The 26721-nt window shown below is 61.8% G+C and carries 24 protein-coding genes; 5 read left to right on the top strand and 19 right to left on the bottom strand.

What is annotated here, in order from left to right:
- Window positions 1-9 precede the first annotated feature (9 nt).
- From AC07VL_RS23235 to AC07VL_RS23190, 10 genes are all read right to left on the bottom strand, one after another.
- The gene (locus AC07VL_RS23235) at window positions 10-615 is read right to left on the bottom strand and encodes a toll/interleukin-1 receptor domain-containing protein (protein ID WP_494807947.1); all 606 of its coding nucleotides are present in this window, start codon (window positions 613-615) and stop codon (window positions 10-12) included.
- A gap of 265 nt (window positions 616-880) precedes the next feature.
- Window positions 881-2872, bottom strand: coding sequence for a DNA repair helicase YoaA (yoaA, locus tag AC07VL_RS23230; protein WP_494807946.1), 1992 nt, complete (start codon window positions 2870-2872; stop codon window positions 881-883).
- 95 nt (window positions 2873-2967) lie between these two features.
- Window positions 2968-3168, bottom strand: a complete 201-nt coding sequence (locus AC07VL_RS23225) for a YdcH family protein (protein WP_010399897.1) — start codon at window positions 3166-3168, stop codon at window positions 2968-2970.
- Between the two features lie 144 nt (window positions 3169-3312).
- Entirely contained in the window at window positions 3313-4026 is a 714-nt protein-coding gene (locus tag AC07VL_RS23220; protein ID WP_494807945.1) for a hypothetical protein, read from the bottom strand.
- A gap of 19 nt (window positions 4027-4045) precedes the next feature.
- Window positions 4046-5143 carry a cell division protein ZapE gene (zapE, locus tag AC07VL_RS23215; protein WP_494807944.1) on the bottom strand — a complete coding sequence of 366 codons (1098 nt, stop codon included), beginning with the start codon at window positions 5141-5143 and terminating at the stop codon, window positions 4046-4048.
- Between the two features lie 92 nt (window positions 5144-5235).
- Entirely contained in the window at window positions 5236-6666 is a 1431-nt protein-coding gene (gene lpdA, locus AC07VL_RS23210) for a dihydrolipoyl dehydrogenase (RefSeq protein ID WP_494807943.1), read from the bottom strand.
- Window positions 6656-7027 carry a PspC domain-containing protein gene (locus tag AC07VL_RS23205; RefSeq protein WP_290600750.1) on the bottom strand — a complete coding sequence of 124 codons (372 nt, stop codon included), beginning with the start codon at window positions 7025-7027 and terminating at the stop codon, window positions 6656-6658. Before AC07VL_RS23205 ends, lpdA begins: the two co-directional genes overlap by 11 nt.
- Before the next feature lie 93 nt (window positions 7028-7120).
- Complete coding sequence (odhB, locus tag AC07VL_RS23200; protein ID WP_494807942.1) at window positions 7121-8377, bottom strand: 2-oxoglutarate dehydrogenase complex dihydrolipoyllysine-residue succinyltransferase; 1257 nt, start codon at window positions 8375-8377, stop codon at window positions 7121-7123.
- Window positions 8378-8489: 112 nt separating this feature from the next.
- Window positions 8490-11342 (bottom strand): 2-oxoglutarate dehydrogenase E1 component, encoded by a 2853-nt coding sequence (locus AC07VL_RS23195; RefSeq protein WP_494807941.1) that lies wholly within the window; start codon window positions 11340-11342, stop codon window positions 8490-8492.
- A gap of 256 nt (window positions 11343-11598) precedes the next feature.
- Window positions 11599-12573: a LysR family transcriptional regulator gene (locus tag AC07VL_RS23190; protein ID WP_494807940.1), complete on the bottom strand. Its 975-nt coding sequence runs from the start codon at window positions 12571-12573 to the stop codon at window positions 11599-11601.
- A 115-nt stretch (window positions 12574-12688) separates the two neighbouring features.
- On the opposite strand from AC07VL_RS23190, the gene AC07VL_RS23185 reads away from it, so the two are divergent.
- Entirely contained in the window at window positions 12689-13144 is a 456-nt protein-coding gene (locus AC07VL_RS23185) for an MBL fold metallo-hydrolase (protein ID WP_494807939.1), read from the top strand.
- 16 nt (window positions 13145-13160) lie between these two features.
- Here AC07VL_RS23185 and AC07VL_RS23180 read toward each other — a convergent pair whose 3' ends face one another.
- The 9 genes from AC07VL_RS23180 to AC07VL_RS23140 all read right to left on the bottom strand — a co-directional run bounded on the left by AC07VL_RS23180 (window position 13161) and on the right by AC07VL_RS23140 (window position 20729).
- On the bottom strand, window positions 13161-13700 hold the full coding sequence (locus AC07VL_RS23180) for an NAD(P)H-dependent oxidoreductase (RefSeq protein WP_494807938.1): 540 nt from the start codon (window positions 13698-13700) through the stop codon (window positions 13161-13163).
- Between the two features lie 223 nt (window positions 13701-13923).
- On the bottom strand, window positions 13924-14265 hold the full coding sequence (locus AC07VL_RS23175) for a winged helix-turn-helix transcriptional regulator (RefSeq protein WP_494807937.1): 342 nt from the start codon (window positions 14263-14265) through the stop codon (window positions 13924-13926).
- A 153-nt stretch (window positions 14266-14418) separates the two neighbouring features.
- A complete protein-coding gene (gltA, locus tag AC07VL_RS23170; RefSeq protein WP_092795232.1) occupies window positions 14419-15723 on the bottom strand; it encodes a citrate synthase in 1305 nt (434 codons plus the stop codon).
- 121 nt (window positions 15724-15844) lie between these two features.
- Window positions 15845-16126, bottom strand: coding sequence for an FAD assembly factor SdhE (locus AC07VL_RS23165; protein ID WP_034752073.1), 282 nt, complete (start codon window positions 16124-16126; stop codon window positions 15845-15847).
- 118 nt (window positions 16127-16244) lie between these two features.
- The gene (locus AC07VL_RS23160) at window positions 16245-16955 is read right to left on the bottom strand and encodes a succinate dehydrogenase iron-sulfur subunit (RefSeq protein ID WP_034752075.1); all 711 of its coding nucleotides are present in this window, start codon (window positions 16953-16955) and stop codon (window positions 16245-16247) included.
- A 9-nt stretch (window positions 16956-16964) separates the two neighbouring features.
- A complete protein-coding gene (gene sdhA / locus AC07VL_RS23155; RefSeq protein ID WP_494807936.1) occupies window positions 16965-18746 on the bottom strand; it encodes a succinate dehydrogenase flavoprotein subunit in 1782 nt (593 codons plus the stop codon).
- Between the two features lie 2 nt (window positions 18747-18748).
- On the bottom strand, window positions 18749-19114 hold the full coding sequence (gene sdhD / locus AC07VL_RS23150) for a succinate dehydrogenase, hydrophobic membrane anchor protein (RefSeq protein WP_102121570.1): 366 nt from the start codon (window positions 19112-19114) through the stop codon (window positions 18749-18751).
- A 2-nt stretch (window positions 19115-19116) separates the two neighbouring features.
- A complete protein-coding gene (sdhC, locus tag AC07VL_RS23145; RefSeq protein ID WP_086146039.1) occupies window positions 19117-19539 on the bottom strand; it encodes a succinate dehydrogenase, cytochrome b556 subunit in 423 nt (140 codons plus the stop codon).
- 305 nt (window positions 19540-19844) lie between these two features.
- Complete coding sequence (locus tag AC07VL_RS23140) at window positions 19845-20729, bottom strand: GntR family transcriptional regulator (protein WP_494807935.1); 885 nt, start codon at window positions 20727-20729, stop codon at window positions 19845-19847.
- Between the two features lie 305 nt (window positions 20730-21034).
- Between AC07VL_RS23140 and AC07VL_RS23135 the strand changes: the two genes are divergently transcribed.
- The 4 genes from AC07VL_RS23135 (at window position 21035) to acnA (ending at window position 26512) form a co-directional block, all read left to right on the top strand.
- Complete coding sequence (locus AC07VL_RS23135; protein ID WP_076566915.1) at window positions 21035-22024, top strand: malate dehydrogenase; 990 nt, start codon at window positions 21035-21037, stop codon at window positions 22022-22024.
- 112 nt (window positions 22025-22136) lie between these two features.
- Window positions 22137-23135 (top strand): HpcH/HpaI aldolase/citrate lyase family protein, encoded by a 999-nt coding sequence (locus AC07VL_RS23130; protein ID WP_494807934.1) that lies wholly within the window; start codon window positions 22137-22139, stop codon window positions 23133-23135.
- A 13-nt stretch (window positions 23136-23148) separates the two neighbouring features.
- Entirely contained in the window at window positions 23149-23703 is a 555-nt protein-coding gene (locus tag AC07VL_RS23125) for a hypothetical protein (protein WP_494807933.1), read from the top strand.
- Between the two features lie 88 nt (window positions 23704-23791).
- A complete protein-coding gene (gene acnA / locus AC07VL_RS23120; protein ID WP_494807932.1) occupies window positions 23792-26512 on the top strand; it encodes an aconitate hydratase AcnA in 2721 nt (906 codons plus the stop codon).
- Window positions 26513-26721 lie beyond the last annotated feature (209 nt).

The raw sequence follows: 26721 nt of genomic DNA, 5'->3' as shown, positions 1-26721 counted from the left end.
TTAACGTGATTAACGTGGAAAGTGAGGAGGCGGAACGGCGCGCCATTCCGGCGGAATCTCGGGCAGCACGAAACGGCTGCAATCGTGGCCCGGCGGCGTGGACCGCTTGAGCAGGTGGTAATGCGTGGCGATGCGCTGCACGATGCGGTCGATGTCGGGCAGGTATTGCGGATTCGATTTCAGGTCGCCGCTGGCCAGGGTGTAGCCGGAAAAGTCGACGTACAGGCCCCACTCCGTGATTTGCTGCGGCAAACCATCGGGATGGCGCGTCATGATGATGGGAATGATCAGATGGCTGGGCAATTCATACCAGGCGCGGCGCTCCTGCTCGATCAGTTGCATGGCAGCAAATTCCCGCCGCGTGTAGCCGTGCGCTTCGTATTTCGGCGTGTACAGCACGATCATGCACACGCTCTGGCACATGGCGCGCGCCACGCGCAGGTCGATGTCGTCGCCGCCGCCCAGCTGCTCGCTGTCGATGAACAGGACTTCCTCGCGGTCCAGGTGCGGCTCCAGATAGCAGGCCAGGGCCTCGATGAGGTCATTCTTGAACTTGTTCATGAACGCATATTGGCCGTGTGCATAGCTCAAGAAACAGCCGTAGCGGATATCCATGGCATCCCCCTGTTCCCCGTGCGGCCTGCCACCGCCGCGCCTTGCTCCCACAAGGCATGAGGTCACTGTAAACCGCTGGGCAACGGCCTGTTTGCGCTGGCGCAAAGATGTGTCTGGCGTCCAGGACATTCCCGCTCACGCCAGAATATGGCGCAATCGTGCCGCAGGCTGGCATGGCCGGCGCGCAGGCAGCGCACGGCGCCCGCGCGCCAGGCCATTGATTGCAAAGGGGAAATGCCCGGCATGCCAGCGCCGGGCGGGAAGCTTATTGCGCCCGGGCGGGCAGGTTGCGGAAGAATTCCACCACTTCGGCGGTGTCGCGCGTGCGCTTGAACGGCGGCAGGCTTTGCCAGATGCGCTTGCCATACGGCTTGGAAATGAGGCGGGGATCGCAGATCATCAGCACGCCGCGGTCGCCCTCGTCGCGGATCAGGCGGCCCGCGCCCTGCTTCAGGTTGATGATGGCTTCCGGCAGCGAGTGGTGCATGAAACCGTTCTTGCCCTGCTTTTCCATCACTTCGATGCGCGCCGCCAGCACGGGATCGTCGGGCGGCGCGAACGGCAGCTTGTCGATGATGACCAGCGACAAGGCGTCGCCGCGCACGTCGACGCCTTCCCAGAAGCTCTGGCTGCCGATCAGCACGCCATTGCCGGCGGCGCGAAACTGGTCCAGCAATTCCGTGCGGCCACGGTCGCCCTGCACGAACAGGGGGAAGTCCAGCCCCCGCTTTTTAAATTCGTCGGCCAGGCGCTCGGCCGCCCGCTTGACGGCGCGCAAGGTGGTGCACAGGAAGAAGGTGCGCCCGCCCGCCGCCTCGATGATGGGCAAGGCACAGTCGATGACGGCATCCGTGTAGCCCAGCGAATTGGGCTGGGGCAGGTTCTGCGGCACGAACAGCAAGCCCTGCTGGCCATAGTCGAACGGGCTCGGCCACGTATGCGACGGTTCGCCCGTCAAGCCCATCTGTTCCGAAAAATGCTTGAAATCGTTCTTCACGGCCAGCGTCGCGGACGTGAAGATCCAGCTGCGCGGCGTGCCTTCGCGCTGGTTGTTGAAGATGGGCGCGATCGACAATGGCGTTTTATGCAATTGCAGGGAGCTGGAAAACGCTTCCACCCAGAACACGGCCTCTTCGCCGGCCGCCACTTTCGCCTTCGGGTCGAACTTCCAGCCGCTCAGCTGCTGCGCCAGTTCGACGCCGCGCACGCGGCACTGTTCCAGCGTTTCCGCCCGTTCCGCCTGGGTTTCCAGCACGGCCACCATGCCATCGAGCTCATCCTTGAGGGTGTCGAGCGCGGGGAAGAAGTCGCTCGACGGGGCGATCTGCGGCAGGGACAGGCGCACGATATCCTGAGGAAACGTCAAGCGCAGGTCGCGCGCCGCCTTTTCCACCACCGTCACGGTCTTGGCCCAGTCGATGCCGCGCGCGTGCGCCAGGCCCTCGGCCAGCACGTCGCGGCACAATTCCAGGATTTGCGAGGTCGACACCGTGTTACCGAAGAACAAGGTGGCCGTGTCGGGCAGCTGGTGCGCCTCATCGAAGATGATGGTGTTGGCCGAGGGCAGCAATTCCGCCACGCCCGTGTCCTTCAGGGCCACGTCGGCAAAGAACAGATGATGGTTGACCACCACCACGTCGGCCTGCTGGGCTTCCTTGCGGGCCTTCATCACAAAACAATCCTGGTAATACTGGCATTCGGCGCCCATGCAGGTGTCGCGCGTGGACGTCACCAGGTTCCAGATCATGGCGTTTTCCGGCACCTTGGCCAGTTCCGCCTTGTCGCCGGAGCTGGTCATCTTGATGAAGCGCGAAATCTCGCGCAGGTGGCCCACGTCGTCGCGCGACGTCATGCGCCCGTTCTGCAAGGTGCGTTCCAGGTGGTAATGGCAGACGTAGTTCGAGCGGCCCTTGAGCAGGGCCACGGAAACGGGCGCCTGCAGCGCGGCGCGCACGGTAGGGATATCGCGCAGGAACAATTGATCCTGCAAGTTCTTCGTGCCGGTGGAGACGATGGTCTTGCCGCCCCACATCAGGGCCGGCACCAGGTAGGCAAAGGTCTTGCCCGTGCCCGTGCCCGCCTCGGCGATCAGCGTGGTCTGGCTGTCGATGGCGCTGGCGATGGCTTTCGCCATTTCCGTTTGCGAACGGCGCGGCTTGTAGCTGCCCACGGCGGGACCGAGGGGGCCGCCGGCGCCAAACAGGCGTTCGATGTCGGCATCGTGCTTGCCAGGCGCAGCCTGGGGTTCGGCTGGCACATCGGCAGGCTGGCCATCTTGGCTTGCGGGCAATAAATTGTGATCGGTCAAAATATACTTAAAGTGAAGGCAGGGCTGGACGCTACTGGCGTCCTTCAGGCAGGAACGTCGGGCACGAGTTGCATTTTCAGCAAGGTAATATGATCCTTCAGCTGCAGTTTGCGCTTTTTCAGGCGGCGCAATTGCAGTTCGTCATGGTGGCCATCGAGTATCAGCAACTCGATGACGGCGTCGAGGTCACGGTGTTCCACGTTGAGTTCAATCAGGCGCCGCTCTATATGCTGTGCATCGCTCATGTGTTGCATTCCAGGCAGTGTTGTTCAACAGGCGCGCGCAGCATGCGCAGGCAACCATCTGCGCCGGGATCACCGGCGAGTGCATAGTTTAACCTGCCGCGCGCGATAGGGCACGCCATTTCCGGCCTGCCCGCGCGGCGCGGCTCAATTTGCGGGTGGTACGGCCGGGGCTGGCGCGCTGGCCGCGGCCGCCGCGGCCTTGGCCGCCTTGGCATCCGCGTCGGCCTGGCGCTCGGCCAGGCGCTTCGCCACGCGCTTCTGGCGCTCCACGGCCTCGGCCTGCTTGCGCGCAAAGGCCGCTGCGCGGGCCGCCCGGCGCGGCGCCTCGGCCGCGTCGTCGGCGGCCTGTTTTTTCATTTTCGCCGCATACTCGGCCTCGCGCTCGGCCACGCTCTTGCCTTGCGGCTTGGGCGCTTCCGGTTCCGGCGCCACCACCTTCACGGGCTTGGGTGCGGCGGCGGCGCGCTGTTCCGCGTCCAGGCGGGCCGTTTCCTGCGTCCTGGCCAGATCCAGATCGCGCAGGCGCACGGATTCGGCACGCTTGAAATGATTCGCTTCCGCTTCGATGGCGCGCAGGCGCACCAGGGTCAGGCGGCGCTTTTCCTTGGCCTTGTCGAGGCAGTTATTCACGAAAAACTTGCTGTAGCACTCCTGCTCGCGCGCGGCATACTCGTTTTCGGCCGCCTCGCGTTCGCTGGCCGCCTGCTTCAGCTTGGCGTCCGCTTCCTCGACGGAGAGCGTGGCAGGCACTTGCGGCGCGCCCACTTCATCGAGTGCGACGCTGCCCTGGTGCGCACAGGCGGCCAGGGCCAGGGCCAGGCCCGCGCCCGCCGCCAGCTTCCATAGTGTTTTTGCCATTATCTTCATTCTTCCTGCCTCAAACGATCGCGTCGGCCGCGCCGCGCTGTTCTTTTTCCATGTATTCGCGCGATTGCATCTCGATGATACGCGAAACGGTACGGTGAAACTCGTTGGCCAGCATGCCGTTCGTGTACAGCTGCTCGGGCGGCACTTCGGCCGACATGATCAGCTTGACCTTCTGGTCATAAAACACGTCGATCAGCCACGTGAAGCGGCGCGCCTCGGACGACTGCGCCGCCGACATGGCCGGTATCCCGGACAATATCACTGTATGGAAGCGGCTGGCGATTTCCAGGTAATCATTTTGCGAGCGGGGGCCGCCGCACAGGGTGGCGAAATCGAACCAGATGATGCCGCCGGCGCGGCGCAGGCAGTGGATTTCGCGGCTTTCGATGCGGATGCGCGCATCTTCGTCGGCCGTCTCGGCGATGCGCGCGTAGGCGTCGCGCAGGGCCTTGTCGGTGGCCGCGCCCAGCGGCGTGTAGTAGCTTTCCACCTGCTCCAGCGCGCGGCCGCGGTAGTCCACGCCCGCGTCGACGTTCATCACGTCGAGCTTTTCCTTCAGCAGCGCGATGGTCGGCAGCATGCGGTCGCGGTGCAGGCCGTCCGGGTACAGCAGGTCGGGGTCGTAATTCGAGGTCATGATGAAGGACACGCCGTTGTCGAACAGGGCCGACAGCAGGTTGTACAGGATCATCGCGTCGGCGATGTCGGAGACGTGGAATTCATCGAAACAGATCAAGCGGTATTTCTTGGCGATGCGCTTGGCCACTTCGTCGAGCGGGTCGGCCACGCCCTTCAATTCATCGAGCTGCTGGTGCACGCCGCGCATGAATTCATGGAAGTGCAGGCGCGTCTTGCGCACCAGGGGCACCACGGAATAGAAGCTATCCATCAGGAACGACTTGCCGCGCCCCACCCCGCCCCACATGTACACGCCCTTCGGCACGGCGGGACGGTTGATCAGGCGCTTGAAGGTGCTCGAACGCTGGCCCTTGTAGGCTACCCACTCGTCATAGCACAGCTGCAGGCGGTCGACCGCGCGCCGCTGGGCGGCATCGGCCTTGAAATCGCGCTTCTGCAACGCGTGCTGGTAAAACTCTTCAACGTTCATGGGATTCGATTCAACAGGGATTCTTGACATAGCGCAAACGGGCCGGCAAGGCAGAAACTGCTTTGCCGGCCCGCTGCGAGGTACTGTAGCGCTTAGAAGTTCAGCGTACGCTTGTCTACCGCCAGTGCCGCTTCCTTGGTCGCTTCCGACAGCGATGGGTGAGCGTGGCAGATGCGCGCGATGTCTTCGGCCGAGGCCTTGAATTCCATCGCCACGACGGCTTCGGAAATCAGTTCGGAAGCCATCGGGCCGACAATGTGCACGCCGAGTATTTCATCGGTGGTCGCATCGGCCAGGAATTTCACCATGCCCGAGGTGTCGCCCAGCGCGCGCGCACGGCCGTTGGCCATGAACGGGAAGGTGCCGGCCTTGTAGGCGATGCCTTCGGCCTTCAGGGTTTGCTCGGTCTTGCCGACCCATGCGATTTCCGGCGAGGTGTAGATGACCCAAGGGATGGTGTTGAAGTTGGTGTGACCGTGCTGGCCGGCGATACGCTCGGCCACGGCAACGCCTTCTTCTTCCGCCTTGTGCGCCAGCATCGGGCCGCGCACGACGTCGCCCACTGCCCACACGTTCGGCAGGTTGGTCTTGCAGTCGCCGTCGACGGCGATGAAGCCGCGTTCGTCCAGCTGCAGGCCGACCTTGTCGGCGCCCAGGCCATTCGTGTTCGGCGTGCGGCCGATCGAGATGATCAGCTTATCGAACACGGCTTTTTGCGCTTCGCCCTTGGCGTCCACGAATTCCACGGTGACGTCTTTCTTGCCCGGCGTGATCGCGCCGATCTTGCAGCCGAGGTTGATCTTCAAGCCTTGCTTGGTGAACAACTTCGACGCTTCCTTGGCGATCTGCTCGTCCACGGCGCCCAGGAAGACCGGCAGGCCTTCCAGAACGGTGACGTCGGAACCCAGGCGGCGCCAGACGCTGCCCATTTCCAGGCCGATCACGCCGGCACCGATGACGCCCAGCTTGGCTGGAACGGCGTCGATGGCCAGTGCGCCCGTGTTCGACAGGATCAGTTTCTCGTCGAATGGTGCGCCCGGCAGTTCGCGTGCGTTCGAACCCGTGGCGATGACCACGTGCTTGGCGCTCAGGGTTTCGTTGGCTTCGCCCGTCACGCTGATTTCATACGCGCCAGCGGCGGCGGCAGCGAAAGCGGCACGGCCGTGGAAGAAGGCAATCTTGTTCTTCTTGAACAGGTACAGGATGCCGTCGTTGTTCTGCTTGACGACGGTGTCCTTGCGCTTGAGCATCTGGCCCAGGTTCAGCTTCAGGCCGGCGAGGTCGATGCCGTGCTCGGCAAAGCTGTGGCCCGCGTGTTCGAAATGCTCGGACGATTGCAGCAGCGCTTTCGACGGGATGCAGCCCACGTTGGTGCAGGTTCCGCCAGGTGCGGCGCCGCCCTTGGCGTTCGACCACTCGTCGACGCAAGCGACGGAAAAGCCCAGCTGCGCTGCGCGGATGGCGGCGATGTAGCCGCCAGGGCCCGCACCGATGACAACTACGTCAAATTGTTTAGTACTCATGTTTTGTTATTCCAATCTCTTCGTCTGGTACGAAAATCCACAATAGAAGGTAAATCGCCACGCCGAAGCCGAAGGTCAATGTAAACAGGACGAACACCAGGCGCCAGATCCACGACTCCATGCCGGAGGCCTGTCCCAGGCCGCCGCAGACGCCGCCAAGCCAGCGGTCGTTGCGCGAACGGCGCAGGCGGTTGAATTCCTGCACCAGGTCGTTCGAAGGCGCGGAGCCGGAGGGGCTGTCCGCCTTGTCCAGGTTGATATTGCTCAAGAGCTTGGCTTTCGCTTGCGCGAATTCCGCCTCGCTCAGGGCGCCCGCCAGGTGCAGCTCGTGCAGACGCTTGATTTCTTCAGAGACGTTCATGGGAATCCTCTTTCATTGAGATCAGCCAGCTGCGTCTTCTGGCAGGGGGTGCAACTACATTGCCCCGGCGGCTACGCCGGGGGACTACGGTGCTTACAAGTCCAGCAGCAGGCGTGCAGGATCTTCCAGCGCTTCTTTCATCGCCACCAGGCCCAGGACGGCTTCGCGGCCGTCGATGATGCGGTGGTCGTAGGACATGGCCAGGTAATTCATCGGACGTACCACGATCTGGCCGTTTTCGACGACGGCACGGTCCTTGGTCGCATGCACGCCCAGGATGGCCGATTGCGGCGGGTTGATGATCGGGGTCGACAGCATGGAGCCGAAGGTGCCGCCGTTCGAGATCGAGAACGTACCGCCCGTCAGGTCGTCCAGGGTCAGCTTGCCTTCCTTGGCTTTCGCGCCGAATTCACCGATTTTTTTCTCGATGTCGGCGATCGACAGCTGGTCCGCGTTGCGGATGATAGGCACGACCAGGCCGCGTGGCGAACCGACGGCAATGCCGATGTCGAAGTAGCCGTGGTAGACGATGTCGTTGCCGTCAACGGAAGCGTTGATGATCGGGTACTTTTTCAGGGCGGCGACGGCAGCCTTGACGAAGAAGGACATGAAGCCCAGCTTGACGCCGTGCTCTTTCTCGAACTTGTCCTTGTACTTGTTGCGCAGGTCGATGACCGGCTGCATGTTCACTTCATTGAACGTGGTCAGGATGGCGTTCGTCGATTGCGATTGCAGCAGGCGCTCGGCGATACGTGCGCGCAGGCGGCTCATCGGCACGCGCTCTTCCGGACGGTCGCCCAGGTTGGCGGCGGCAGGTGCGGCCACTTGCTGCAGCGCCGGCTTGGCAGCGGCTGGCGCCAGCGGCGCAACGGCAGGCTTGGCGGAAGCGGCCAGGGCGTCGCCCTTGGTCACGCGGCCATCCTTGCCCGAACCGGCGACGTCGCCAGCGGACAGGCCTTTTTCCGACAGGATCTTGGCGGCGGCAGGCATGGCCACGTCACCCTTGGTGGCAGCGGCAGGCGCCGAGGCGCTCGAAGCGTCTTGTGCGGCGGCAGCCAGGGCTGGCGCGGCAACGGCCGACACTTCCATCGGGCTGACCTTGGCCGAGCCGTCGGTGTCGATGATGGCGATGACTTCGCCGGCAACGACGGTGGCGCCGTTATCCTTGATGATCTGGATGATCACGCCAGCGGCCGGCGCAGGCAGTTCCAGGACCACTTTGTCGGTTTCGATATCGATCATGTTTTCGTCGCGCGCGACTGGTTCGCCGACTTTCTTGTGCCACGCCAGCAGGGTTGCTTCAGCAACCGATTCCGACAACTGGGGAACTTTGACTTCGATTTGTGCCATGTAAAACTCCGTTTATTTTGTTATTGCGGCGCCGCCCCTGCGTAGCAGGAGCGGCGCTCCGTCATCATCTAGTTAATCAGGCGCAATGCACACCGCACGGCGCCCGTTATCCTTACTTGGTAAGGATAAAGCCCTTCAGCTTCGAGAACGCTGTTTCCAGCAGGTCTTTTTGCTGGGCGTAGTGCTTGTCATAGTAACCGACAGCAGGCGACGCCGAGGCAGGACGGCCGGCGTAGGCCAGACGCTGACCCGACTCCAGGCCTTCGAAGATGTTGTGCTGGATCTGGAACCAGGCGCCCTGGTTTTGCGGCTCGTCCTGTGCCCAGACGACTTCGACCAGGTTCGGGAACTTCTTCAGTTCAGCAGCAAACGACTTGTGCGGGAACGGATACAGCTGTTCCAGGCGCACGATGGCCGTGTCGGTCTGGCCGCGGGTCTTGCGTGCGTTGACCAGGTCGTAGTAGACCTTGCCCGAGCAGGCGATGACGCGCTTGACTTTCTTGGCATCGATTTTCTCGTCGACTTCGCCGATGACGGTCTGGAAACCGCCCTTGGCCAGGTCGGTCAGCGGCGAACCGGCGTCCTTGTTGCGCAGCAGCGACTTCGGCGTCAGGATGACCAGCGGCTTGCGGAACTGGCGCACCATCTGGCGGCGCAGCAAATGGAAGATCTGCGAAGCCGTCGTCGGCTGCACCACTTGCATGTTGTTGTCTGCGCACAGCTGCAGGAAACGCTCGGGACGCGCGGACGAGTGCTCAGGACCCTGGCCTTCGTAACCGTGCGGCAGCATCATGACCAGGCCCGAAGCGCGGCCCCACTTCACTTCGCCGGAGCTGATGAACTGGTCGATCACCACTTGCGCGCCGTTGGCGAAGTCGCCGAACTGGGCTTCCCAGATCGTCAGGGTGTTCGGTTCAGCGGTCGAGTAGCCGTATTCGAAGGCCAGTACGGCTTCTTCGGACAGCACCGAGTCGATGACGGTGAACGGTGCCTGGTTGTCCGACACGTTTTGCAGCGGAATGTAGGTACCGGCATCCCAGCGCTCGCGGTTCTGGTCATGCAGCACGGCGTGGCGGTGCACGAAGGTGCCGCGGCCCGCATCCTGTCCCGTCAGGCGGATGGCGTAGCCAGACGATACCAGCGAAGCGTAGGCCAGGTGTTCGCCCATGCCCCAGTCCAGGTTCATTTCGCCGCGGCCCATGGTGGCGCGGTCGCCCAGGACTTTCTCGACCAGCGAGTGGACCTTGAACTCTTCCGGCACGGTGGTGATGCGCGCGGCCAGGCGTTTCAGTTCCGTCATCGGCACGGCTGTATCGGCCGAGTCGGTCCATTTCTTGTTCAGGAATGGCAGCCAGTCGACGGCGTACTTGTTCTTGAAGTTCGAGATGACCGGATCGACGGTGTGCTTGCCGGCGTCCATGGCGTCACGGAAGGCGGCTACCATCTTGTCGCCGCCATCGGCAGGGATCACGCCTTGTGCCACCAGCTTGTCCGCGTACAGCTTGCGGGTGCCCGGGTGCTGGCCGATGCGCTTGTACATCAGCGGCTGCGTCAGTGCCGGCGTATCCTGCTCGTTGTGGCCCAGCTTGCGGTAGCAGATGATGTCGAGGACGATGTCCTTCTTGAATTCCATGCGGTAGTCGAGCGCGATCTGCGTCGCCAGTACCACGGCTTCCGGATCATCGGCGTTGATGTGCAGGACCGGTGCTTCGATCATCTTGACGACGTCCGAGCAGTACAGGGTCGAGCGCGAGTCGCGCGGGTCCGAGGTGGTGAAACCGATCTGGTTGTTGATCACGATGTGCACCGTGCCGCCCGTGCCGTAGCCGCGGGTTTGCGCCAGATTCAGCGTTTCCATGACCACGCCCTGGCCGGCGAAAGCGGCATCGCCGTGCACCAGGATAGGCAGCACTTGCGCGCCGTGCACGTCGCCGCGGCGATCCATGCGGGCCTTGACGGAACCTTCGACCACGGGGTTGACGATTTCCAGGTGCGACGGGTTGAATGCCAGCGACAGGTGGACCGGGCCGCCCGCGGTGGAGATGTCCGACGAGAAGCCTTGATGGTACTTCACGTCGCCGGCCGGCAGGTCGTCGCCATGCTTGCCTTCGAATTCTTCGAACAGTTCCTGTGGCGCCTTGCCCAGGGTGTTCACCAGCACGTTCAGGCGGCCGCGGTGGGCCATGCCGATGACGATTTCCTGCACGCCTTTTTCGCCGGCGCGCTGGATGGTCTCATCCATCGAGGCGATGAAGGTTTCGCCGCCTTCCAGGGAGAAGCGCTTCTGGCCCACGTAGCGGGTGTGCAGATAGCGCTCCAGGCCTTCAGCCGCGGTCAGGCGGTCGAGGATGTGGATTTTTTTCTCTGGGGTGAAATTCGGGGTGGAGCGGATCGATTCCAGTTTCTCCTGCAGCCAGCGCTTTTCGGCCGGGTCGGAGATGTACATGAATTCGGCGCCGATCGAGCGCGTGTAGGTGTCGCGCAGGTAGTTCAGCAGATCGCGCAGGGTGGCGGTCTCGGGGCCAAAATAGGTGTTGCTGATGTTGAACACGGTGTCCATGTCCGCATCGGTGAAGCCGTAGAAGCTCGGCTCCAGTTCCGGGATCATCGGACGTTCCTGGCGCTGCAGCGGGTCCAGGTTGGCCCAGTGCGTGCCCAGGTAGCGGTAAGCGGCGATCAGCTGGGTAGCGGCGACGCGCTTGCGGCCCATTTCGGCATCGAAGGAAGCGGTCACTGTGCGGATCGGGCCTGCTTTTGCGCGCTCGGCGAACGAGGCGACGACGGAGGCATGTGCCACGTCAGGCTTGTTGGTGCCATCGACGGCAGGCACGTGCTGCATCGCGTCGAAGTAGGAGCGCCAGTTATCGGGTACCGAGCCTGGGTTGTTCAGATACGCCTCGTACAGGTCTTCCACGTACGGAGCATTCCCACCAAACAGGTAGGAGTTGGTCGTTAATTGCTGCATATATTGCTCACCTTTCTTCGCGTTTCGCGAGGAATTAGCGGGTTAATCTAACCTTCCGCGACACGGCCTGACCGGTTAGCGGATTGCACATCAAGTTGTGGGGAAGGGCTTTTTTATTGCACCAGCATTCTGCATACCGTCATTTAGAATAGCACGCGGTATTGTAACGCAACAACCGCTAGTTGAATTTTATTTGGCAAGCAAATGTAAGCCGTGTTGTTGATTTTCGCGGGCTGGGAGGAGCGTACTGTTGCGCTTACGCGATTCCGCCCTCGGCCCCGGCGCGACGCTGGCGCGCAAGTGGTCTGCCTGACAACTGCGGTGCGGCGATGGCCGCCAGCCATTGCGGATCGCCGGCAAACCATTCCACCAGGAAGTCCAGCATGGTGCGCAGCAGGGGCGACATGTGCTGGCGCGACGTATAGATGCCGTAGATGCCCATGTCCTGCGGCACGTAGGCGGGCAGCAGTTCCACCAGCTGCCCGCTGGCGATCAGCGGCGCGGCCGAATAGCGGGGCTGCATGGCGATGCCCGCACCCGCCGCCGTCGCTACCAGCAGCACCAGCGACTCATTCGCCGACAGGCGCCCGCTGACGGGCACAGTGAGCACTTCCCCCTGATGCGTGAACTGCCACAGGCTCTTGCCAAAATAGGTATAAGTGAGGCAATTGTGCAGGGCCAGGTCTTCCACCCGGCGCGGCGTGCCATGCGCCGCCAGGTACGATGGTGCGGCGCACACCACCGAGGCGCAGCTGGCCAGCTGGCGCGCGATCAGGTTCGGTTCGAGCGCGTTCGTGATGCGGATCGCCAGGTCGATGCGCTGCTCCACCAGGTTGACGGCGCGGTTTTCCATCTGCAGGTCGACGGCGGCGCGGGGGTAACGCTGCAGGTAAGCGGTCACTGCGCCTGCCAGCGCCGTCTGCGCCAGCGATTGCGAGCACGTAATGCGCAACAATCCCTGCGGCGTGTCGGCCCCTTCCGGCGCCGCCACGGCCATGGCGCCCGCCACCTCCAGCATCTGCCGGCAGCGCGCCAGGGTGGCGTCGCCCGCATCCGTCAGGCTCAAACGGCGCGTGGTGCGATGCAGCAGGCGCGCCCCCGCCCACTGCTCCATCTCGGCCAGGTAGCGCGTCACCATGGCACGCGACATGTCGAGTGCCTCGCTGGCGGCGACCATGCTGCCGCGCTCGGCGATGGCGACAAACACTTGTGCGGCGGTGATGCGGTCCATACGACCCTCCCTTGATTCATCCGATTCATGCAACTAAGTATTGCAATCTACCCTATTTGCCCCGCTTGGTCCAAAGGATACTATGCGGGAGAGTATCCAATAGCGAAAGAACAATATGCTTGCACGCGCCGCCCACCCCTTCCGCACGCTGGAAACCTTTCATCTGGATGTACTGGGCCGCGCGCCATCGACTTCCCTGCTGCTGAGCGGCGTGGCCGATGCCATCCTCGTCAATGCCCAGTTCCTGCGCGATGATGCGGCGCAGTTAGCGCACACCATCGCCGCCAGCGGCAAGCGCCTGACCACCATCTATATCAGCACGGCCGATCCGCAAGCGTATTTTGGCCTGGGCGTGCTGCAGCAAGCCTTTCCGCAAGCCCGCATCCTCGCCAGCGGCGCCACGGTCGAGGCAATCCGCCGCCAGGCGGGCGCCAGAGTCGCCCACTGGGGCGGCATCCTCAAGCACAATGCGCCGCGCTGCATCGTCATGCCCCAGCCCTATGAAGGCAGCAGCCTGCCACTCGAGGGCCGGCACGTCGAACTGCACCGCCTGGTGGCGACGCTGAATTGAGACGATACGGCCTGCCTTACAAGGCGGCCAGGAAACGCTCATATTCTTGCGCGCTGCGCGCCAGCCGCTCGGCATAACCCACCTCCTTCGGCCCGTCCTCCGCGCCATAGAAGGCAAAGAAGCGGCGGTTGTCGGCGCCGATGTACGCCAGGGTGACATCGAACGGCGCCAGCAGCTGCGCCAAGGTGACGTTCCACTTGCCTTCCGGCGTGAAATCCTCCTGGCGGATGCCTGCCGTGACGGCCAGCGCCACCTTGCGGCCCTTGAAGGCGTCGCCGCCCGAGCCGTAGGCCCAGCCGTACGCCAGCACGTCATCGAGCCACTTCTTCAGCAAGGGCGGACAGTTGAACCAGTACACGGGGAACTGCAAGACCACATTGGCGTGCGCTTCCACCAGCGCCTGTTCGCGCGCCACATCGATGTTTCCGTCTGGATAAGCCGCATGCACATTGTGGAGGGTGTAGCGGTCGGGATACTGCGCCAGCTCCTGCAGCCAGCGCTTGTTGGCCACCGAGGTGGCGAGGGAGGGATGGAAGACGATAACGAGGGTTTTCATGAGGCTGCTTTCCTGAGTGTGGGATGGGCGCACCGCGCCCGCATTCGCAGGAAAGCAGGCAAGCCGGTACCCTGCCCCCAGGCGCGCGGTCGCGCCTCCAGAGGCAGAAGCAGCATAGCCACAGCGAGTACTTTTCACAAGTACGCACATTTACTGCTCATACAGTAAGAAAAGTAAGTAACTTAAAGCCAAGAAATCCCTGGCATGCAGTCGCGCATGCGGATCAGCCTGGCTGGTGCCGCTCGCCCCATTCGCACAGGGTGTTAAGCACGGGAATCAGCGATGCGCCCTTGCTGGAGAGGAAATACTCCACCTTGGGCGGGACTTGCGGGTATTCCCTGCGCACGATCAACGCATCGGCTTCCAGTTCCTTCAGCACGACGCTGAGGGTCTTGAAGGCGATGCCGCCGAGATGGCGCTTGAGCTCGTTATGCCGCAACACGGTGTTTCCCGCCAGCGCATACAGGATCAGCATCTTGTATTTGCCGCCGATCAGCGACAGGGTATAGCCGAATCCCGTATCGCCCAGGGCCACGCCGCTGGGCGCGCATGTTTCTTCGTTCATCACGTTCTGCTTCTTGGTGGAGCGGACCCCGAGCATACCAGCCCGGCCGCCTGACCTGTTAGCGGCGCTGCCGGCGCGCATAAAAAAAGCGAGCCCAAAGGCTCGCTTTTGTGCGCCGGGCCCGCAGGCCCGGCAAGGATGCGGCGGCTTGACTTAAGCGCGCTTGTCCAGTGGCAGTACTTCGCGGGTCGTCGAACCGACGAACAGCTGGCGCGGACGGCCGATTTTTTGCTCCGGATCGGCGATCATTTCGTTCCACTGGGCGATCCAGCCGATGGTGCGGGCCATGGCGAAGATACCCGTGAACAGCGACACGGGGATGCCCAGCGCCGATTGCACGATGCCCGAGTAGAAGTCGACGTTCGGGTACAGTTTGCGCGAAACGAAGTATTCGTCGTTCAGTGCAATCTTTTCCAGTTCCATCGCCAGCTTGAACAATGGGTCGTCTTGCAGGCCCAGTTCGTTCAGCACTTCGTAGCAGGTTTCACGCATCAGCTTGGCGCGCGGGTCGAAGTTCTTGTACACGCGGTGGCCAAAGCCCATCAGCTTGACGCCGGAGTTCTTGTCCTTGACTTGCTCGATGAAGGCAGGGATGTTCTCGACGGTGCCGATTTCCTTCAGCATGTTCAGTGCCGCTTCGTTGGCGCCGCCGTGGGCAGGACCCCACAGGCAGGCGATGCCGGCAGCGATACAGGCGAACGGGTTGGCGCCCGACGAACCGGCCAGGCGGACGGTCGATGTCGAAGCGTTTTGCTCGTGGTCTGCGTGCAGGATCAGGATGCGGTCCAGGGCGCGCACCAGCACGTCGTTGACCTTGTAGTCTTCGCACGGGTTGGCGAACATCATGTGCATGAAGTTGGCGCTGTACGACAGGTCGTTGCGCGGGTACGTGAACGGCTGGCCGATCGAGTACTTGTAGGTCATGGCGACCAGGGTCGGCATCTTGGCGATCAGGCGGATGGCCGACACTTCGCGGTGACGCGGGTCGTTGATGTCCAGCGAATCATGGTAGAACGACGCCAGCGCGCCGACGGTGCCGACCAGGATCGACATCGGATGCGCGTCGCGGCGGAAGCCACGGAAGAAGAATTGCATCTGCTCGTGCACCATCGTGTGCTTGGTCACGGTGTCGACGAACTTGGCTTTCTGCGCCGCGTTCGGCAGTTCGCCGTTCAGCAGCAGGTAGCACGATTCCATGAAGTCGGCGTTGACGGCCAACTGTTCGATCGGATAACCGCGGTACAGCAGTTCGCCCTTGTCGCCATCGATGTAGGTGATCGACGAATTGCACGAGGCGGTCGACATAAAGCCTGGGTCGTAGGTGAACTTGCCGCTACCGGCGTACAGTTTGCGGATGTCGATGACGTCCGGGCCAACCGTGCCTTTGTAGATGGGAAATTCAAGCGATGGGCTGCCATCGGAGAACGACAGGGTAGCTTTTGTGTCAGAGATATTCATGGGCTCTTCCTTCTCGGGAGTGAGTCGAAATTAAAATCAAAAATTCTGGCTGCAATTCGCACCGCATTCGGCAGTGCTACAGCGCGCCACTCGCACCGTTTGCAATATATCGCCCAGGCGTCTAGGCAATGCGCAGTCGTTGCAGCAGTGCGCGCACATGCGGCAGATCGACTTCGCCTTCCGGCTCTTTACGGGCCAGTACCAGATCCATTAACGCATTGTCCGACAAATCCAGCAAACGCGTCAGCGCGTCAACTTCTTCATCGGTCAATTCGGTTTCATACGCATCGAGAAAACGGGTCAGGATAATGTCGTTTTCCAGCAGGCCACGGCGTGAACGCCAGCGCAGGCGGGCGCGGTTGGCCGGGTCGGCCTGATGCGAGGACAAAATTGATTCTGTCATTTGGTTTACCACTTTACGTGTGCCTTGCGGCACGGTGCTGCTTTGCAGGCGCCGCCCGGCAGGAAGGGAGCATACTCCCTTCCCGGAAACGGCGCCCGGCGGACGCGATTCTGACGGATCAGATCGCGCGGCGGACCATCAATTCCTTGATCTTGCCAATCGCCTTGTTCGGGTTCAACCCTTTCGGGCAGACGTCGACACAGTTCATGATCGAGTGGCAGCGGAACAGACGGTACGGATCTTCCAGGTTGTCCAGACGCGCGCCCGTGGCTTCGTCGCGCGAATCGGCGATGAAGCGGTAGGCTTGCAGCAGGCCGGCAGGACCGACGAATTTGTCCGGATTCCACCAGAACGACGGGCACGACGTGGAGCAGCAGGCGCACAGGATGCACTCGTACAGGCCATCGAGCTCTTCGCGCTGTTCCGGCGACTGCAGGCGCTCTTTTTCAGGCGGGATCGAGTCGTTGATCAGGAACGGCTTGATCGAATCGTACTGCTTGAAGAATTGCGTCATGTCGACGATCAGGTCGCGGATGACCGGCAGGCCTGGCAACGGGCGCAGCACAATAGGCTCGCTCAGCTCGTTCAAGTTGGTGGTGCAGGCCAGACCGTTCTTGCCGTTGATGTTCATCGCGTCCGAACCGCACACGCCTTCGCGGCACGAGCGGCGCAGGGCCAGCGAGTCATCGACGTCCGCCTTGATGCGCTGCAGTGCGTCGAGCAGCATCTTGTCGGTGTCTTTCAGTTCGACCGTCAGGTCTTGCATGTACGGCTTGGCATCCTGGTCGGGATCGTAGCGGTAGATTTTAAATTTGAGAGTGCGTGCCATGGTATAGCCTTAGAAAGTACGTGGTTTCGGTTTGAAGGTATCTACCGTCAGCGGCTTGGTCACGACTGGCTTGTATTCCAGTCGGTTGCCTTCCGAATACCACAGCGTGTGCTTCATCCAGTTGTCGTCGTCGCGTTGCGGGTGGTCGTCCTGGGCGTGGGCGCCGCGCGATTCCTTGCGGGCTGCCGCCGAGACGATGGTCGCTTTCGCCGTTTCGATCAGGTTGTCCAGTTCCAGCGCTTCCACGCGGGCCGTGTTGAAGACCATCGACTTGTCCTTGAACGAGACGTGCTTGCGGCGCTCGTCCAGCTTCATGATTTCCTCGACGCCCTTGTTCAGCATCTCGTCCGTACGGAACACGCCGCAGTACTTCTGCATCGTGGCGCGGATGTCGTTCGCCACGCCCTGCACGGTTTCCGTGCCGGTCGAGTTTTCCAGGCGCTGCAGGCGGCCCATGGCAAAATCGGCGGCGTCGGCTGGCAAAGGCTTGTTTTCCTTGGCTTTCAGGCCGCTGTTGACGATGTGGTTGCCGGCCGCGCGGCCGAAGACCACCAGGTCGAGCAGCGAGTTCGTGCCCAGGCGGTTGGCGCCGTGCACGGAGACGCAGGCGCATTCGCCGATCGCGTACAGGCCGTTGACGACTTTCGGCGAATTATCCGGGCCGGTCGGGGTGACGACCTGGCCGTGGATGTTCGTCGGGATACCGCCCATCTGGTAGTGAATCGTCGGCACGACAGGAATCGGTTCCTTGGTGGCGTCGACGTTGGCAAACTTGTGGCCGATTTCCAGGATCGACGGCAGGCGCTTGGCGATGGTGTCGGCGCCGATATGGCGCAGGTCCAGCATCACGTGGTCCTTGTTCGGACCGCAGCCGCGGCCTTCCTTGATTTCCTGGTCCATCGAACGCGAGACGAAGTCGCGCGGCGCCAGATCCTTCAGGGTCGGCGCATAGCGCTCCATGAAGCGTTCGCCTTCGCTATTGATCAGGATGCCGCCTTCGCCGCGCACGCCTTCGGTGATCAATACGCCCGCGCCGGCCACGCCGGTCGGGTGGAACTGCCAGAATTCCATGTCCTGCAGCGGCAGGCCGGCGCGTGCCGCCATGCCCATGCCGTCGCCGGTGTTAATGAAAGCGTTGGTCGAGGCGGCGAAGATGCGGCCTGCGCCGCCCGTTGCCATGACCGTCGTCTTGGCTTCCAGGATCATGCATTCGCCGGTTTCCATTTCCAGTGCGACAACACCGATCACGTCGCCGTCGGCGTCACGGATCAGGTCGAGCGCCATCCATTCGACGAAGAAGTGCGTACGGGCGCGCACATTGCGCTGGTACAGCGTGTGCAGCAGGGCATGACCGGTACGGTCGGCTGCCGCGCAAGCGCGCTGCACGGGCTTTTCGCCGAAGTGGGCCGTGTGGCCGCCGAACGGACGCTGGTAGATGGTGCCGTCCGGGTTGCGGTCGAATGGCATGCCGAAGTGTTCCAGCTCGTAGACAACCTTCGGTGCTTCGCGGCACATGAATTCGATGGCATCCTGGTCGCCCAGATAGTCGCCACCCTTGACGGTGTCGAACATGTGCCAGAACCAGTTGTCTTCGGCCATGTTGCCGAGCGACGCGCCGATACCGCCCTGCGCCGCCACGGTGTGCGAGCGGGTCGGGAAAACTTTCGAGAGTACTGCGACGTTCAGGCCGGCTTCAGCCAGCTGCAGCGACGCGCGCATGCCGGAACCGCCGGCGCCAACGATGACCGCATCAAAGCGGCGGGTAGGGATTGCAGATTTATATGCTGCCACGATTACACACTCCAGAGTATCTGTACCGTCCAGCCGGCACAAGCGATCAACCACAGCATGGTGGCAATTTGCAGGGTCAGACGGAGGCCAGCGCTTTTCACGTAGTCCATCCAGATGTCGCGTACGCCGACCCATGCGTGGTAGAACAGCGCCAGGAAGGTCACCAGGCTGAACAATTTAAACCATTGCTGCGCGAACAGACCAGCCCAGCCTTCATAGCTGAAGTTGCTGCCGGTCAGGAAAGAAATCAGCAGGATGGCAACGTAGGCCACCATGACGATGGCGGTGACGCGTTGCGCCAGCCAATCGCGCAAGCCGTAATGGGCACCGACGACGAGGCGTTTCGGTCCGATATTATTGTCTGCCATTATTAAAATACTCCAAACAGTTTCAAAGCGACCAATGCCGTCAACACCAGGCTCACCACCAGCACCGAGCTGGCGGTCTTGCGTGCCGAGTCTTTTTCGATGGCAACGTGCACATCCATGAACAGGTGGCGGATACCGGCGCAGAAGTGGTGCAGGAAGGCCCAGACCAGACCCAGGGTGATCAGCTTGACGAACCAGTGCGAGGCGATGCCCTGGAAGTAGGCGAAGGACATTTCGGAACGCAGGCTCAGTTCCAGCATGTACAGGATGCACGGCAGCAGGGCGAAAATGATGAAACCGCTGATGCGATGCAGGATCGAGACGATGGCGCCGACAGCCATGCGGTAGTTCGACAATTCGGTAACATGGATGTTACGGAATTGCGGCCGTTCTTTTTTTGGTACTTCTCTTACGGCTTCAGACATAACAAAAACCTCCCCTTTGAATTTCAACTAAATATTGAAGCCGCGATTTTCGCCGATTTTCGCAACCCATACCAATATCTATTGTTACATATAACCAAAATGGTTTTTTACTACAAAATACCGCGCTACTTTCCGTAGTTCACGTAATTTAATTACAGAATCGCCGGCAAAGCACAGCCCGCCGGGGCTGGTCATGCTTTACCTGCGCGTTCTGCTGTCTCCCATGCCCGCCTTGCGGCAGGCACGTTCAAGCGATGCACTTCAGCCTTGCCGCCTGTTCGGGCACCCGCGGGTGCCCCGCTGCTTCAGCTGAGTTCATTCTGATAGTGATGGCGACTCGTCAGGTACAGGCCCCGGCGCAGTTCGACCGGCTTGTCGCCGTAGGTAAACGACACGCGCTCGGAACTGAGCAAGGGCGTGCCGAGGTCGATATTCAACAGCTGCGCGGCGCCCGCATCGGCGCAAACGGCGCGGATCTGCTCGGACGCGCGTATCATGCGCGTGCCAAATTCCGTTTCAAACAGGCCATACATGGGCCCCTTGTACTCCACCAGGCGCTCGGCCGTGAGTCCCTTGAAGATCAGGCCGGGCAGCCACAGCTCCTCGACGATGGTGGGGATGCCGTCGAAATACTGCACGCGCTTGATGAAGATGACGGCGTCGCCGGACTTCAGGTCCATCAGGCGCGCCACGTCGGCCGGCGCGCGCACGCGCTTGACTTCGATAAACTTACTTTCGGGATAATGCGGCACGCCTTCGTCCGGCACCAGGCGCAGGAAGCGGAAATGCGCGCGCGCCTCGTGGTGGGTGGACACAAAAGTGCCCTTACCCTGGCGGCGCATGACGAGATTCTCGGCGGCCAGCTCATCGATGGCCTTGCGCACCGTGCCCTGGCTGACCTTGAAACGGCCCGCCAGCTCGACTTCGCTGGGTATCAGCTCGCCCGGCTTCCACTCGCCCGACTGCAGGCTCTGCGTGATGAGCGCCTTGATCTGCTGGTACAGGGGACTGAAGGTGGGCGATGCACTGACGACGGGCGCGGCCGCCGCAGTGGCATTGACGCTGGCGGCAGGGGCGGCAGGCGTGCCGGCCGGCGCGGCCGCTGGAGTGGCCGGGGCGCCCGCGGTCGGACTGACCGCCCCGCTTGCAGCAGTGGCATTGTTGGTCAGATTGGACGAGGCGGAATTCATAGTCCGACATTTCAACACAAATCACTGCCCGCGTCCAGTAAAACACACGCGGTTATCTGTCTTATATAAGACATAAGATATGATTGACAGATGCAGATCGGAGGCCTAAACTGCCCTCGATAAAACTTGTGAGCCAGCGTTTTATGTTGTCGGCCAGCCACTCTGGCCTCGTGCAGCACAAGCGTGACGGCAGCGTACACCAGCAATTCGGTGGCGCGGGCCGGTTTTGGTATCATTATAGTTTTTCCGGATAAGCGTAAGCCCAGCTTCAAGCCCGTTTTCTTTCCCATTTTTGGAGATTCATCATGGCTAAAACCCCAATGCGTGTTGCAGTGACCGGCGCCGCCGGCCAGATCGGCTACGCCCTGTTGTTCCGCATCGCCAATGGCGACATGCTCGGCAAAGACCAGCCTGTCATCTTGCAACTGCTTGAAATCCCGGACGAAAAAGCCCAGAAGGCGCTCAAGGGCGTGATGATGGAAATCGACGACTGCGCCTTCCCGCTGCTGACGGAAATGACGGCCCACTCCGACCCGCTGACCGCCTTCAAGGATGTCGACGTCGCCGTGCTGGTTGGCGCGCGTCCACGCGGCCCGGGCATGGAACGCAAGGACCTGCTGGAAGCGAATGCGCAGATCTTCACCGTGCAAGGCAAAGCGCTCGACGCCGTCGCTTCGCGCAACGTCAAAGTGCTGGTGGTCGGCAACCCTGCCAACACCAACGCCTACATCGCCATGAAATCGGCACCATCGCTGCCAGCGAAAAACTTCACCGCCATGCTGCGCCTGGACCACAACCGCGCCCTGTCGCAAGTCGCTGCCAAGACCGGCACCGCCGTCAAGGATATCGAGAAGCTGACCGTGTGGGGCAACCACTCGCCAACCATGTACGCCGACTACCGCTTCGCCACCGTGAACGGCAAGGCTGTCAAGGACCTGATCAACGACCAGGAATGGAACGCCAACGTGTTCCTGCCAACCGTCGGCAAGCGCGGCGCGGCCATCATTGAAGCGCGCGGCCTGTCGTCGGCAGCATCGGCAGCGAACGCCGCCATCGACCACATCCATGACTGGATGCTGGGCACCGCCGGCAAGTGGACCACCATGGGCGTGCCATCGGATGGCTCGTATGGCATTCCTGAAGGTACCGTGTTCGGCTTCCCGGTCACCACCGAGAACGGCGAGTACACCATCGTTCAAGGCCTGGAAATTGATGCATTCTCGCAAGAGCGCATCAACCTGACCCTGAAAGAGCTGACCGAAGAGCGCGAAGGCGTGAAACACCTGCTGGCCTAAGCCCAGTCCAGGCGGCGCGGCGTAGCTTGCGCCGCCCACCGAAGGCCGCCCCGCGCACGTCGCGGCGCGGCTGTTTTATCCAGTAGTTTTTACCTGCAGAAATGCCTTAAGCATGCACCCTTCCGAGGTTTTATTCCAAGGCAAACGCCAGCCGCTGTTGCTCGCCGCTTGCGACCACTACGCCGGCTCTGAAAAGCTGATGCGTAAATCGATTGCTTTGCAACAAGAGCTTGGCCCCCTGTTCGACATCACGTTCGACTGCGAAGACGGCGCCAGCGCCGGCAATGAAGAAGCCCACGCCCACATGATCGCCGGCCTGCTGGCCAGCGACGACAACCAGTTCAACCGCATCGGCGTGCGCGTGCACGACGTCGACAGCCCGTTTTTCACGCGCGACGTGGAAATCATCTGCGCCGCCGCCGACCGTCTGGCCTACATCGCCGTGCCCAAGGTGGGCGGCGTGCAGGATGCCATGCTGGCCATCGACCTGATCAACCTGCACGCGCGCCGCGCCGGCCGCGACAACCTGCCCGTGCACATCCTGATCGAAACGCACGGCGCGCTGCGCGACGCCTACGCCATCGCCGCCCTACCCCAGGTTGAATGCCTGTCGTTCGGCATCATGGATTTCGTCTCGGCCCATTACGGCGCCATTCCCGCCGCCGCCATGCGCACGCCGGGCCAGTTCACGCACCCGCTGGTAGTGCGCGCCAAGCTGGAAGTGGCGGCCGCCTGTCACGCCCACGGCAAGGTGCCGTCGCATAACGTGACGACCGACGTGCGCGATTCGGCCGTGGTGGCCAACGATGCCCAGCGCGCGACGGCCGAGTTCGGCTACACGCGCATGTGGAGCATCCACCCGGACCAGATCAAGCCCATCATCAAGGCCTTCACGCCGCGCCTGTCCGAGGTCAATGAGGCCAGCAATATCCTGAATGAGGCGCTGCGCGCCAACTGGGGCCCGATCGCCCAAAATGGCCGCTTGCATGACCGCGCCAGCTACCGATATTATTGGACCGTTTTGCAACGCGCCAAACTGGCGGGCCTGGGCCTGCCCGAGGCGGCCGCCGCATTATTGAATACACCCTCTTCCAGCATCACTGAAAACTGACAGGAATTACACGATGTCCATCTCCAAACTAGCAATTGCCTGCAGCGTCGCGCTGGGCGCCCTGACACTGACGCTGGCCCCGGCCAGCTTCGCCGCCACGGATACGAAGGAACCGGCAAAAGCCAAGGCCGTCAAGGCCAAGCCGAAGGCCAAGGCCACCAAGACCAAGGCTGCCGCGAAGGAAGCCCATCCGCTGGCCATGTCGGTGCTCGACAAGGAAGAAGCGGACGAACCGGATACGGCAGGCTCGGCCTCCACGGATTTCAATTGTGAACTTGGTAATAAAATTACCATCTACACCAATGCGACTGATGACAAACACATCGCCCTGCGCTGGAAGAAGCGCCTGCACCGCCTGAGCCGTGTTGGCACCACCACCGGCGCCAACCGCTTCGAGAACCGCTTGTATGGTCTCGTCTGGATCGGCATCCCGGCCAAGGGCATGCTGCTCGATTCCAAGCAGGGCCGCCAGCTGGCCAATGAATGCAAGGATGCGGAGCAAGCCAAGCCGGCGGCAGTGGTGGAAGCCGCGCCATCGCTGGGCGTGCTGCCAGCCACCGGCGGCTGATGTGCGTAGCAAGGGCCTCTTTGGGGGCCCGGTCATGTTTTGTACCCTGAATAATCAATAAATAGACGATACCCAACAAGGAGAGGTCATGTCCCGCAACACTCTGAACACGCTCAAGGACTTTAATATTTCGGACAGCAAGAAGGGCAAGCTGTATTCCCTGCCTGCGCTGGAAAAAAGCCTGGGCATCAATGTCTCCCGCCTGCCAGTATCGATTCGTATCGTGCTCGAATCGGTATTGCGCAACTGCGACGGCAAAAAAGTCACCGAAGAACACGTCAAGCAATTGGCGAGCTGGGGCCCGACCGCCGAGCGCACCGACGAGATCCCGTTCGTAGTGGCGCGCGTCGTGCTGCAAGACTTCACCGGCGTGCCGCTGCTGGCCGACCTGGCAGCGATGCGCAACGTGGCCGCCAAGATGGGCATCAACGCCAAGAAAATCGAACCTTTGGTGCCGGTCGACCTGGTGGTCGACCACTCGGTGACCATCGATCACTACCGCGAAAAGAAAGCGCTGGACCTGAACATGAAACTGGAATTCTCGCGTAACAACGAGCGCTACCAGTTCATGAAATGGGGCATGCAAGCCTTCGACACCTTCGGCGTCGTACCACCGGGCTTCGGCATCGTCCACCAGGTCAACCTGGAATACCTGGCACGCGGCGTGCACACCACCGGCAAGAAGGCCGGCGATGTGTACTACCCGGACACCCTGGTCGGCACCGATTCGCACACCACCATGATCAACGGCATCGGCGTGGTCGGCTGGGGCGTGGGCGGCATCGAGGCGGAAGCCGGCATGCTGGGCCAACCCGTCTACTTCCTGACGCCTGACGTCATCGGCGTGAACCTGTCGGGCGCGCTGCGCGAAGGCTGCACCGCCACCGACCTGGTGCTGACCATCACCGAACTGCTGCGCAAGGAAAAAGTCGTCGGCAAGTTCGTCGAATTCTTCGGTGAAGGCACTGAGTCCTTGACCCTGACGGACCGCGCGACGATCGCCAACATGGCACCGGAATACGGCGCGACCATGGGCTTCTTCCCCGTCGACGAAGCGACCATCGATTACTTCAAGGGCACCGGCCGCAGCAAGGCTGAAATCGCCGCGTTCGAAGGCTACTTCAAGGCGCAAAACCTGTTCGGCGTGCCAAAAGCGGGCGAGATCGACTACACCCGCGTGGTGGAACTGGACCTGGCATCGGTCGCCCCGTCGCTGGCCGGCCCGAAACGCCCGCAAGACCGTATCGAAATCGGCAACGTCAAGGCCAACTTCGCCGAACTGTTCGCCAAGCCAACCTCGGAAAACGGCTTCAACAAGAATCCGGCCGACCTGGCTGCCGTGTATGAAACGACGAATGGCGTGAAAGTGTCGAACGGCGACGTGCTGATCGCCGCGATCACTTCGTGCACCAACACCTCGAACCCGAGCGTGATGCTGGCTGCCGGCCTGCTGGCCAAGAAAGCCGTGGAAGCGGGCCTGAAGGTCGCGCCGCACATCAAGACCTCGCTGGCTCCCGGCTCGCGCGTCGTCACCGAGTACCTGACCGCTGCAGGCCTGCTGCCGTACCTGGAAAAACTGGGCTTCGGCGTGACCGCCTACGGCTGCACCACCTGTATCGGCAATGCCGGCGACCTGACGCCGGAACTGAACGCCGCCATCGCCACCAACGACATCGTCGCGTCGGCCGTGCTGTCGGGCAACCGTAACTTCGAAGCGCGCATTCACCCGAACATCCGCTCGAACTTCCTGGCGTCGCCACCGCTGGTCGTCGCCTACGCCATCGCCGGCAACATGACGCGCGACCTGATGACGGAACCTGTCGGCAAGGGCAAGGGCGGCAAGGACATCTACCTGGGCGACATCTGGCCTTCGTCGGCTGAAGTGTCGGCCATGATGAAGTTCGCCATGAACGCCAAGGTGTTCAAGGATAACTACGCGGACGTCAAGGGCGCGCCAGGCAAGCTGTGGGAAAAAGTCACCACCGTGTCCGGTCAAGTCTACAACTGGCCGAAATCGACCTACATCGCAGAACCACCGTTCTTCGACAACTTCTCGATGACGCCAGCGGCTGTGGCCACCGGCATCGAAGGCGCGCGCGCGCTGGGCGTGTTCGGCGATTCCATCACCACCGACCACATCTCGCCAGCCGGCTCGATCCAGGAAAACGGTCCTGCAGGCAAGTGGCTGAAGGAAAACGGCGTCCTGAAAGCGGACTTCAACTCCTACGGCTCGCGTCGCGGCAACCATGAAATCATGATGCGCGGCACGTTCGCCAACGTGCGCATCAAGAACCGCATGATCCCTGCCAAGGCAGACGGTTCGGCGGTCGAAGGCGGCATCACGATCCACCAGCCTTCCGGCGAACAGATGTCGATCTACGACGCAGCCATGAAGTATGTTGCCGAAGGCACGCCAACCATGGTCTTCGGCGGCGAAGAGTACGGTACGGGCTCGTCGCGTGACTGGGCAGCAAAAGGTACGCAACTGCTGGGCGTGAAAGCCGTGATCACCCGTTCGTTCGAACGCATCCACCGCTCGAACCTGGTGGGCATGGGCGTGCTGCCGCTGCAATTCATCGGCGACGACAGCGTGCAAACCCTGGGCATCACCGGCAAGGAAACCTTCGACCTGAAAGGCCTCGAAGGCGAAATCAAGCCACAGCAACTGGCGACCCTGGTGATCCACCGCGCCGATGGCAGCTCGCAAGAAGTCAAAGTGCTGCTGCGCATCGATACGCCGATCGAAGTCGATTACTACAAGCACGGCGGTATCCTGCCATTCGTGCTGCGCCAACTGCTGGCCGAGTAATCAGCCCAGCCGTGAGGTAAGATAAAAGCGCCGGTTCCGACCGGCGCTTTTTTTCGTCCCGGCCCGCCGTTTTTACTTGAAATTGCGGCAATCGGCATGATCTACAGCCAGCTTACGTATTGCGTGTGGCCGAATCCTCTACAATACGGTTATAAGGGTTTATCATTGTTTGACTGATCCATTTTTTCCACTTTCCGAGACTCTTATCC

The organism is Janthinobacterium sp. GW821-FHT03C08 (assembly GCF_059420905.1).
Note: the sequence above shows the minus strand (reverse complement) of the source record. Positions and strands in the feature narration are given on the sequence as shown.

What these genes read in the sequence shown, in the direction of transcription:
- AC07VL_RS23175 (WP_494807937.1), bottom strand. Translation starts at nt 14,265, where the DNA reads ATGAACGAAGAAACATGCGCGCCCAGCGGCGTGGCCCTGGGCGATACG.
- AC07VL_RS23130 (WP_494807934.1), top strand. Translation starts at nt 22,137, where the DNA reads ATGCACCCTTCCGAGGTTTTATTCCAAGGCAAACGCCAGCCGCTGTTG.
- gltA (WP_092795232.1), bottom strand. Translation starts at nt 15,723, where the DNA reads ATGAATATCTCTGACACAAAAGCTACCCTGTCGTTCTCCGATGGCAGC.
- sdhD (WP_102121570.1), bottom strand. Translation starts at nt 19,114, where the DNA reads ATGGCAGACAATAATATCGGACCGAAACGCCTCGTCGTCGGTGCCCAT.
- AC07VL_RS23185 (WP_494807939.1), top strand. Translation starts at nt 12,689, where the DNA reads ATGCTTGCACGCGCCGCCCACCCCTTCCGCACGCTGGAAACCTTTCAT.
- AC07VL_RS23165 (WP_034752073.1), bottom strand. Translation starts at nt 16,126, where the DNA reads ATGACAGAATCAATTTTGTCCTCGCATCAGGCCGACCCGGCCAACCGC.
- AC07VL_RS23140 (WP_494807935.1), bottom strand. Translation starts at nt 20,729, where the DNA reads ATGAATTCCGCCTCGTCCAATCTGACCAACAATGCCACTGCTGCAAGC.
- zapE (WP_494807944.1), bottom strand. Translation starts at nt 5,143, where the DNA reads ATGAACGTTGAAGAGTTTTACCAGCACGCGTTGCAGAAGCGCGATTTC.
- AC07VL_RS23190 (WP_494807940.1), bottom strand. Translation starts at nt 12,573, where the DNA reads ATGGACCGCATCACCGCCGCACAAGTGTTTGTCGCCATCGCCGAGCGC.
- AC07VL_RS23125 (WP_494807933.1), top strand. Translation starts at nt 23,149, where the DNA reads ATGTCCATCTCCAAACTAGCAATTGCCTGCAGCGTCGCGCTGGGCGCC.
- sdhC (WP_086146039.1), bottom strand. Translation starts at nt 19,539, where the DNA reads ATGTCTGAAGCCGTAAGAGAAGTACCAAAAAAAGAACGGCCGCAATTC.
- AC07VL_RS23180 (WP_494807938.1), bottom strand. Translation starts at nt 13,700, where the DNA reads ATGAAAACCCTCGTTATCGTCTTCCATCCCTCCCTCGCCACCTCGGTG.
- AC07VL_RS23205 (WP_290600750.1), bottom strand. Translation starts at nt 7,027, where the DNA reads ATGAACGTCTCTGAAGAAATCAAGCGTCTGCACGAGCTGCACCTGGCG.
- AC07VL_RS23160 (WP_034752075.1), bottom strand. Translation starts at nt 16,955, where the DNA reads ATGGCACGCACTCTCAAATTTAAAATCTACCGCTACGATCCCGACCAG.
- AC07VL_RS23195 (WP_494807941.1), bottom strand. Translation starts at nt 11,342, where the DNA reads ATGCAGCAATTAACGACCAACTCCTACCTGTTTGGTGGGAATGCTCCG.
- AC07VL_RS23220 (WP_494807945.1), bottom strand. Translation starts at nt 4,026, where the DNA reads ATGGCAAAAACACTATGGAAGCTGGCGGCGGGCGCGGGCCTGGCCCTG.
- acnA (WP_494807932.1), top strand. Translation starts at nt 23,792, where the DNA reads ATGTCCCGCAACACTCTGAACACGCTCAAGGACTTTAATATTTCGGAC.
- AC07VL_RS23225 (WP_010399897.1), bottom strand. Translation starts at nt 3,168, where the DNA reads ATGAGCGATGCACAGCATATAGAGCGGCGCCTGATTGAACTCAACGTG.
- AC07VL_RS23135 (WP_076566915.1), top strand. Translation starts at nt 21,035, where the DNA reads ATGGCTAAAACCCCAATGCGTGTTGCAGTGACCGGCGCCGCCGGCCAG.
- odhB (WP_494807942.1), bottom strand. Translation starts at nt 8,377, where the DNA reads ATGGCACAAATCGAAGTCAAAGTTCCCCAGTTGTCGGAATCGGTTGCT.
- lpdA (WP_494807943.1), bottom strand. Translation starts at nt 6,666, where the DNA reads ATGAGTACTAAACAATTTGACGTAGTTGTCATCGGTGCGGGCCCTGGC.
- AC07VL_RS23235 (WP_494807947.1), bottom strand. Translation starts at nt 615, where the DNA reads ATGGATATCCGCTACGGCTGTTTCTTGAGCTATGCACACGGCCAATAT.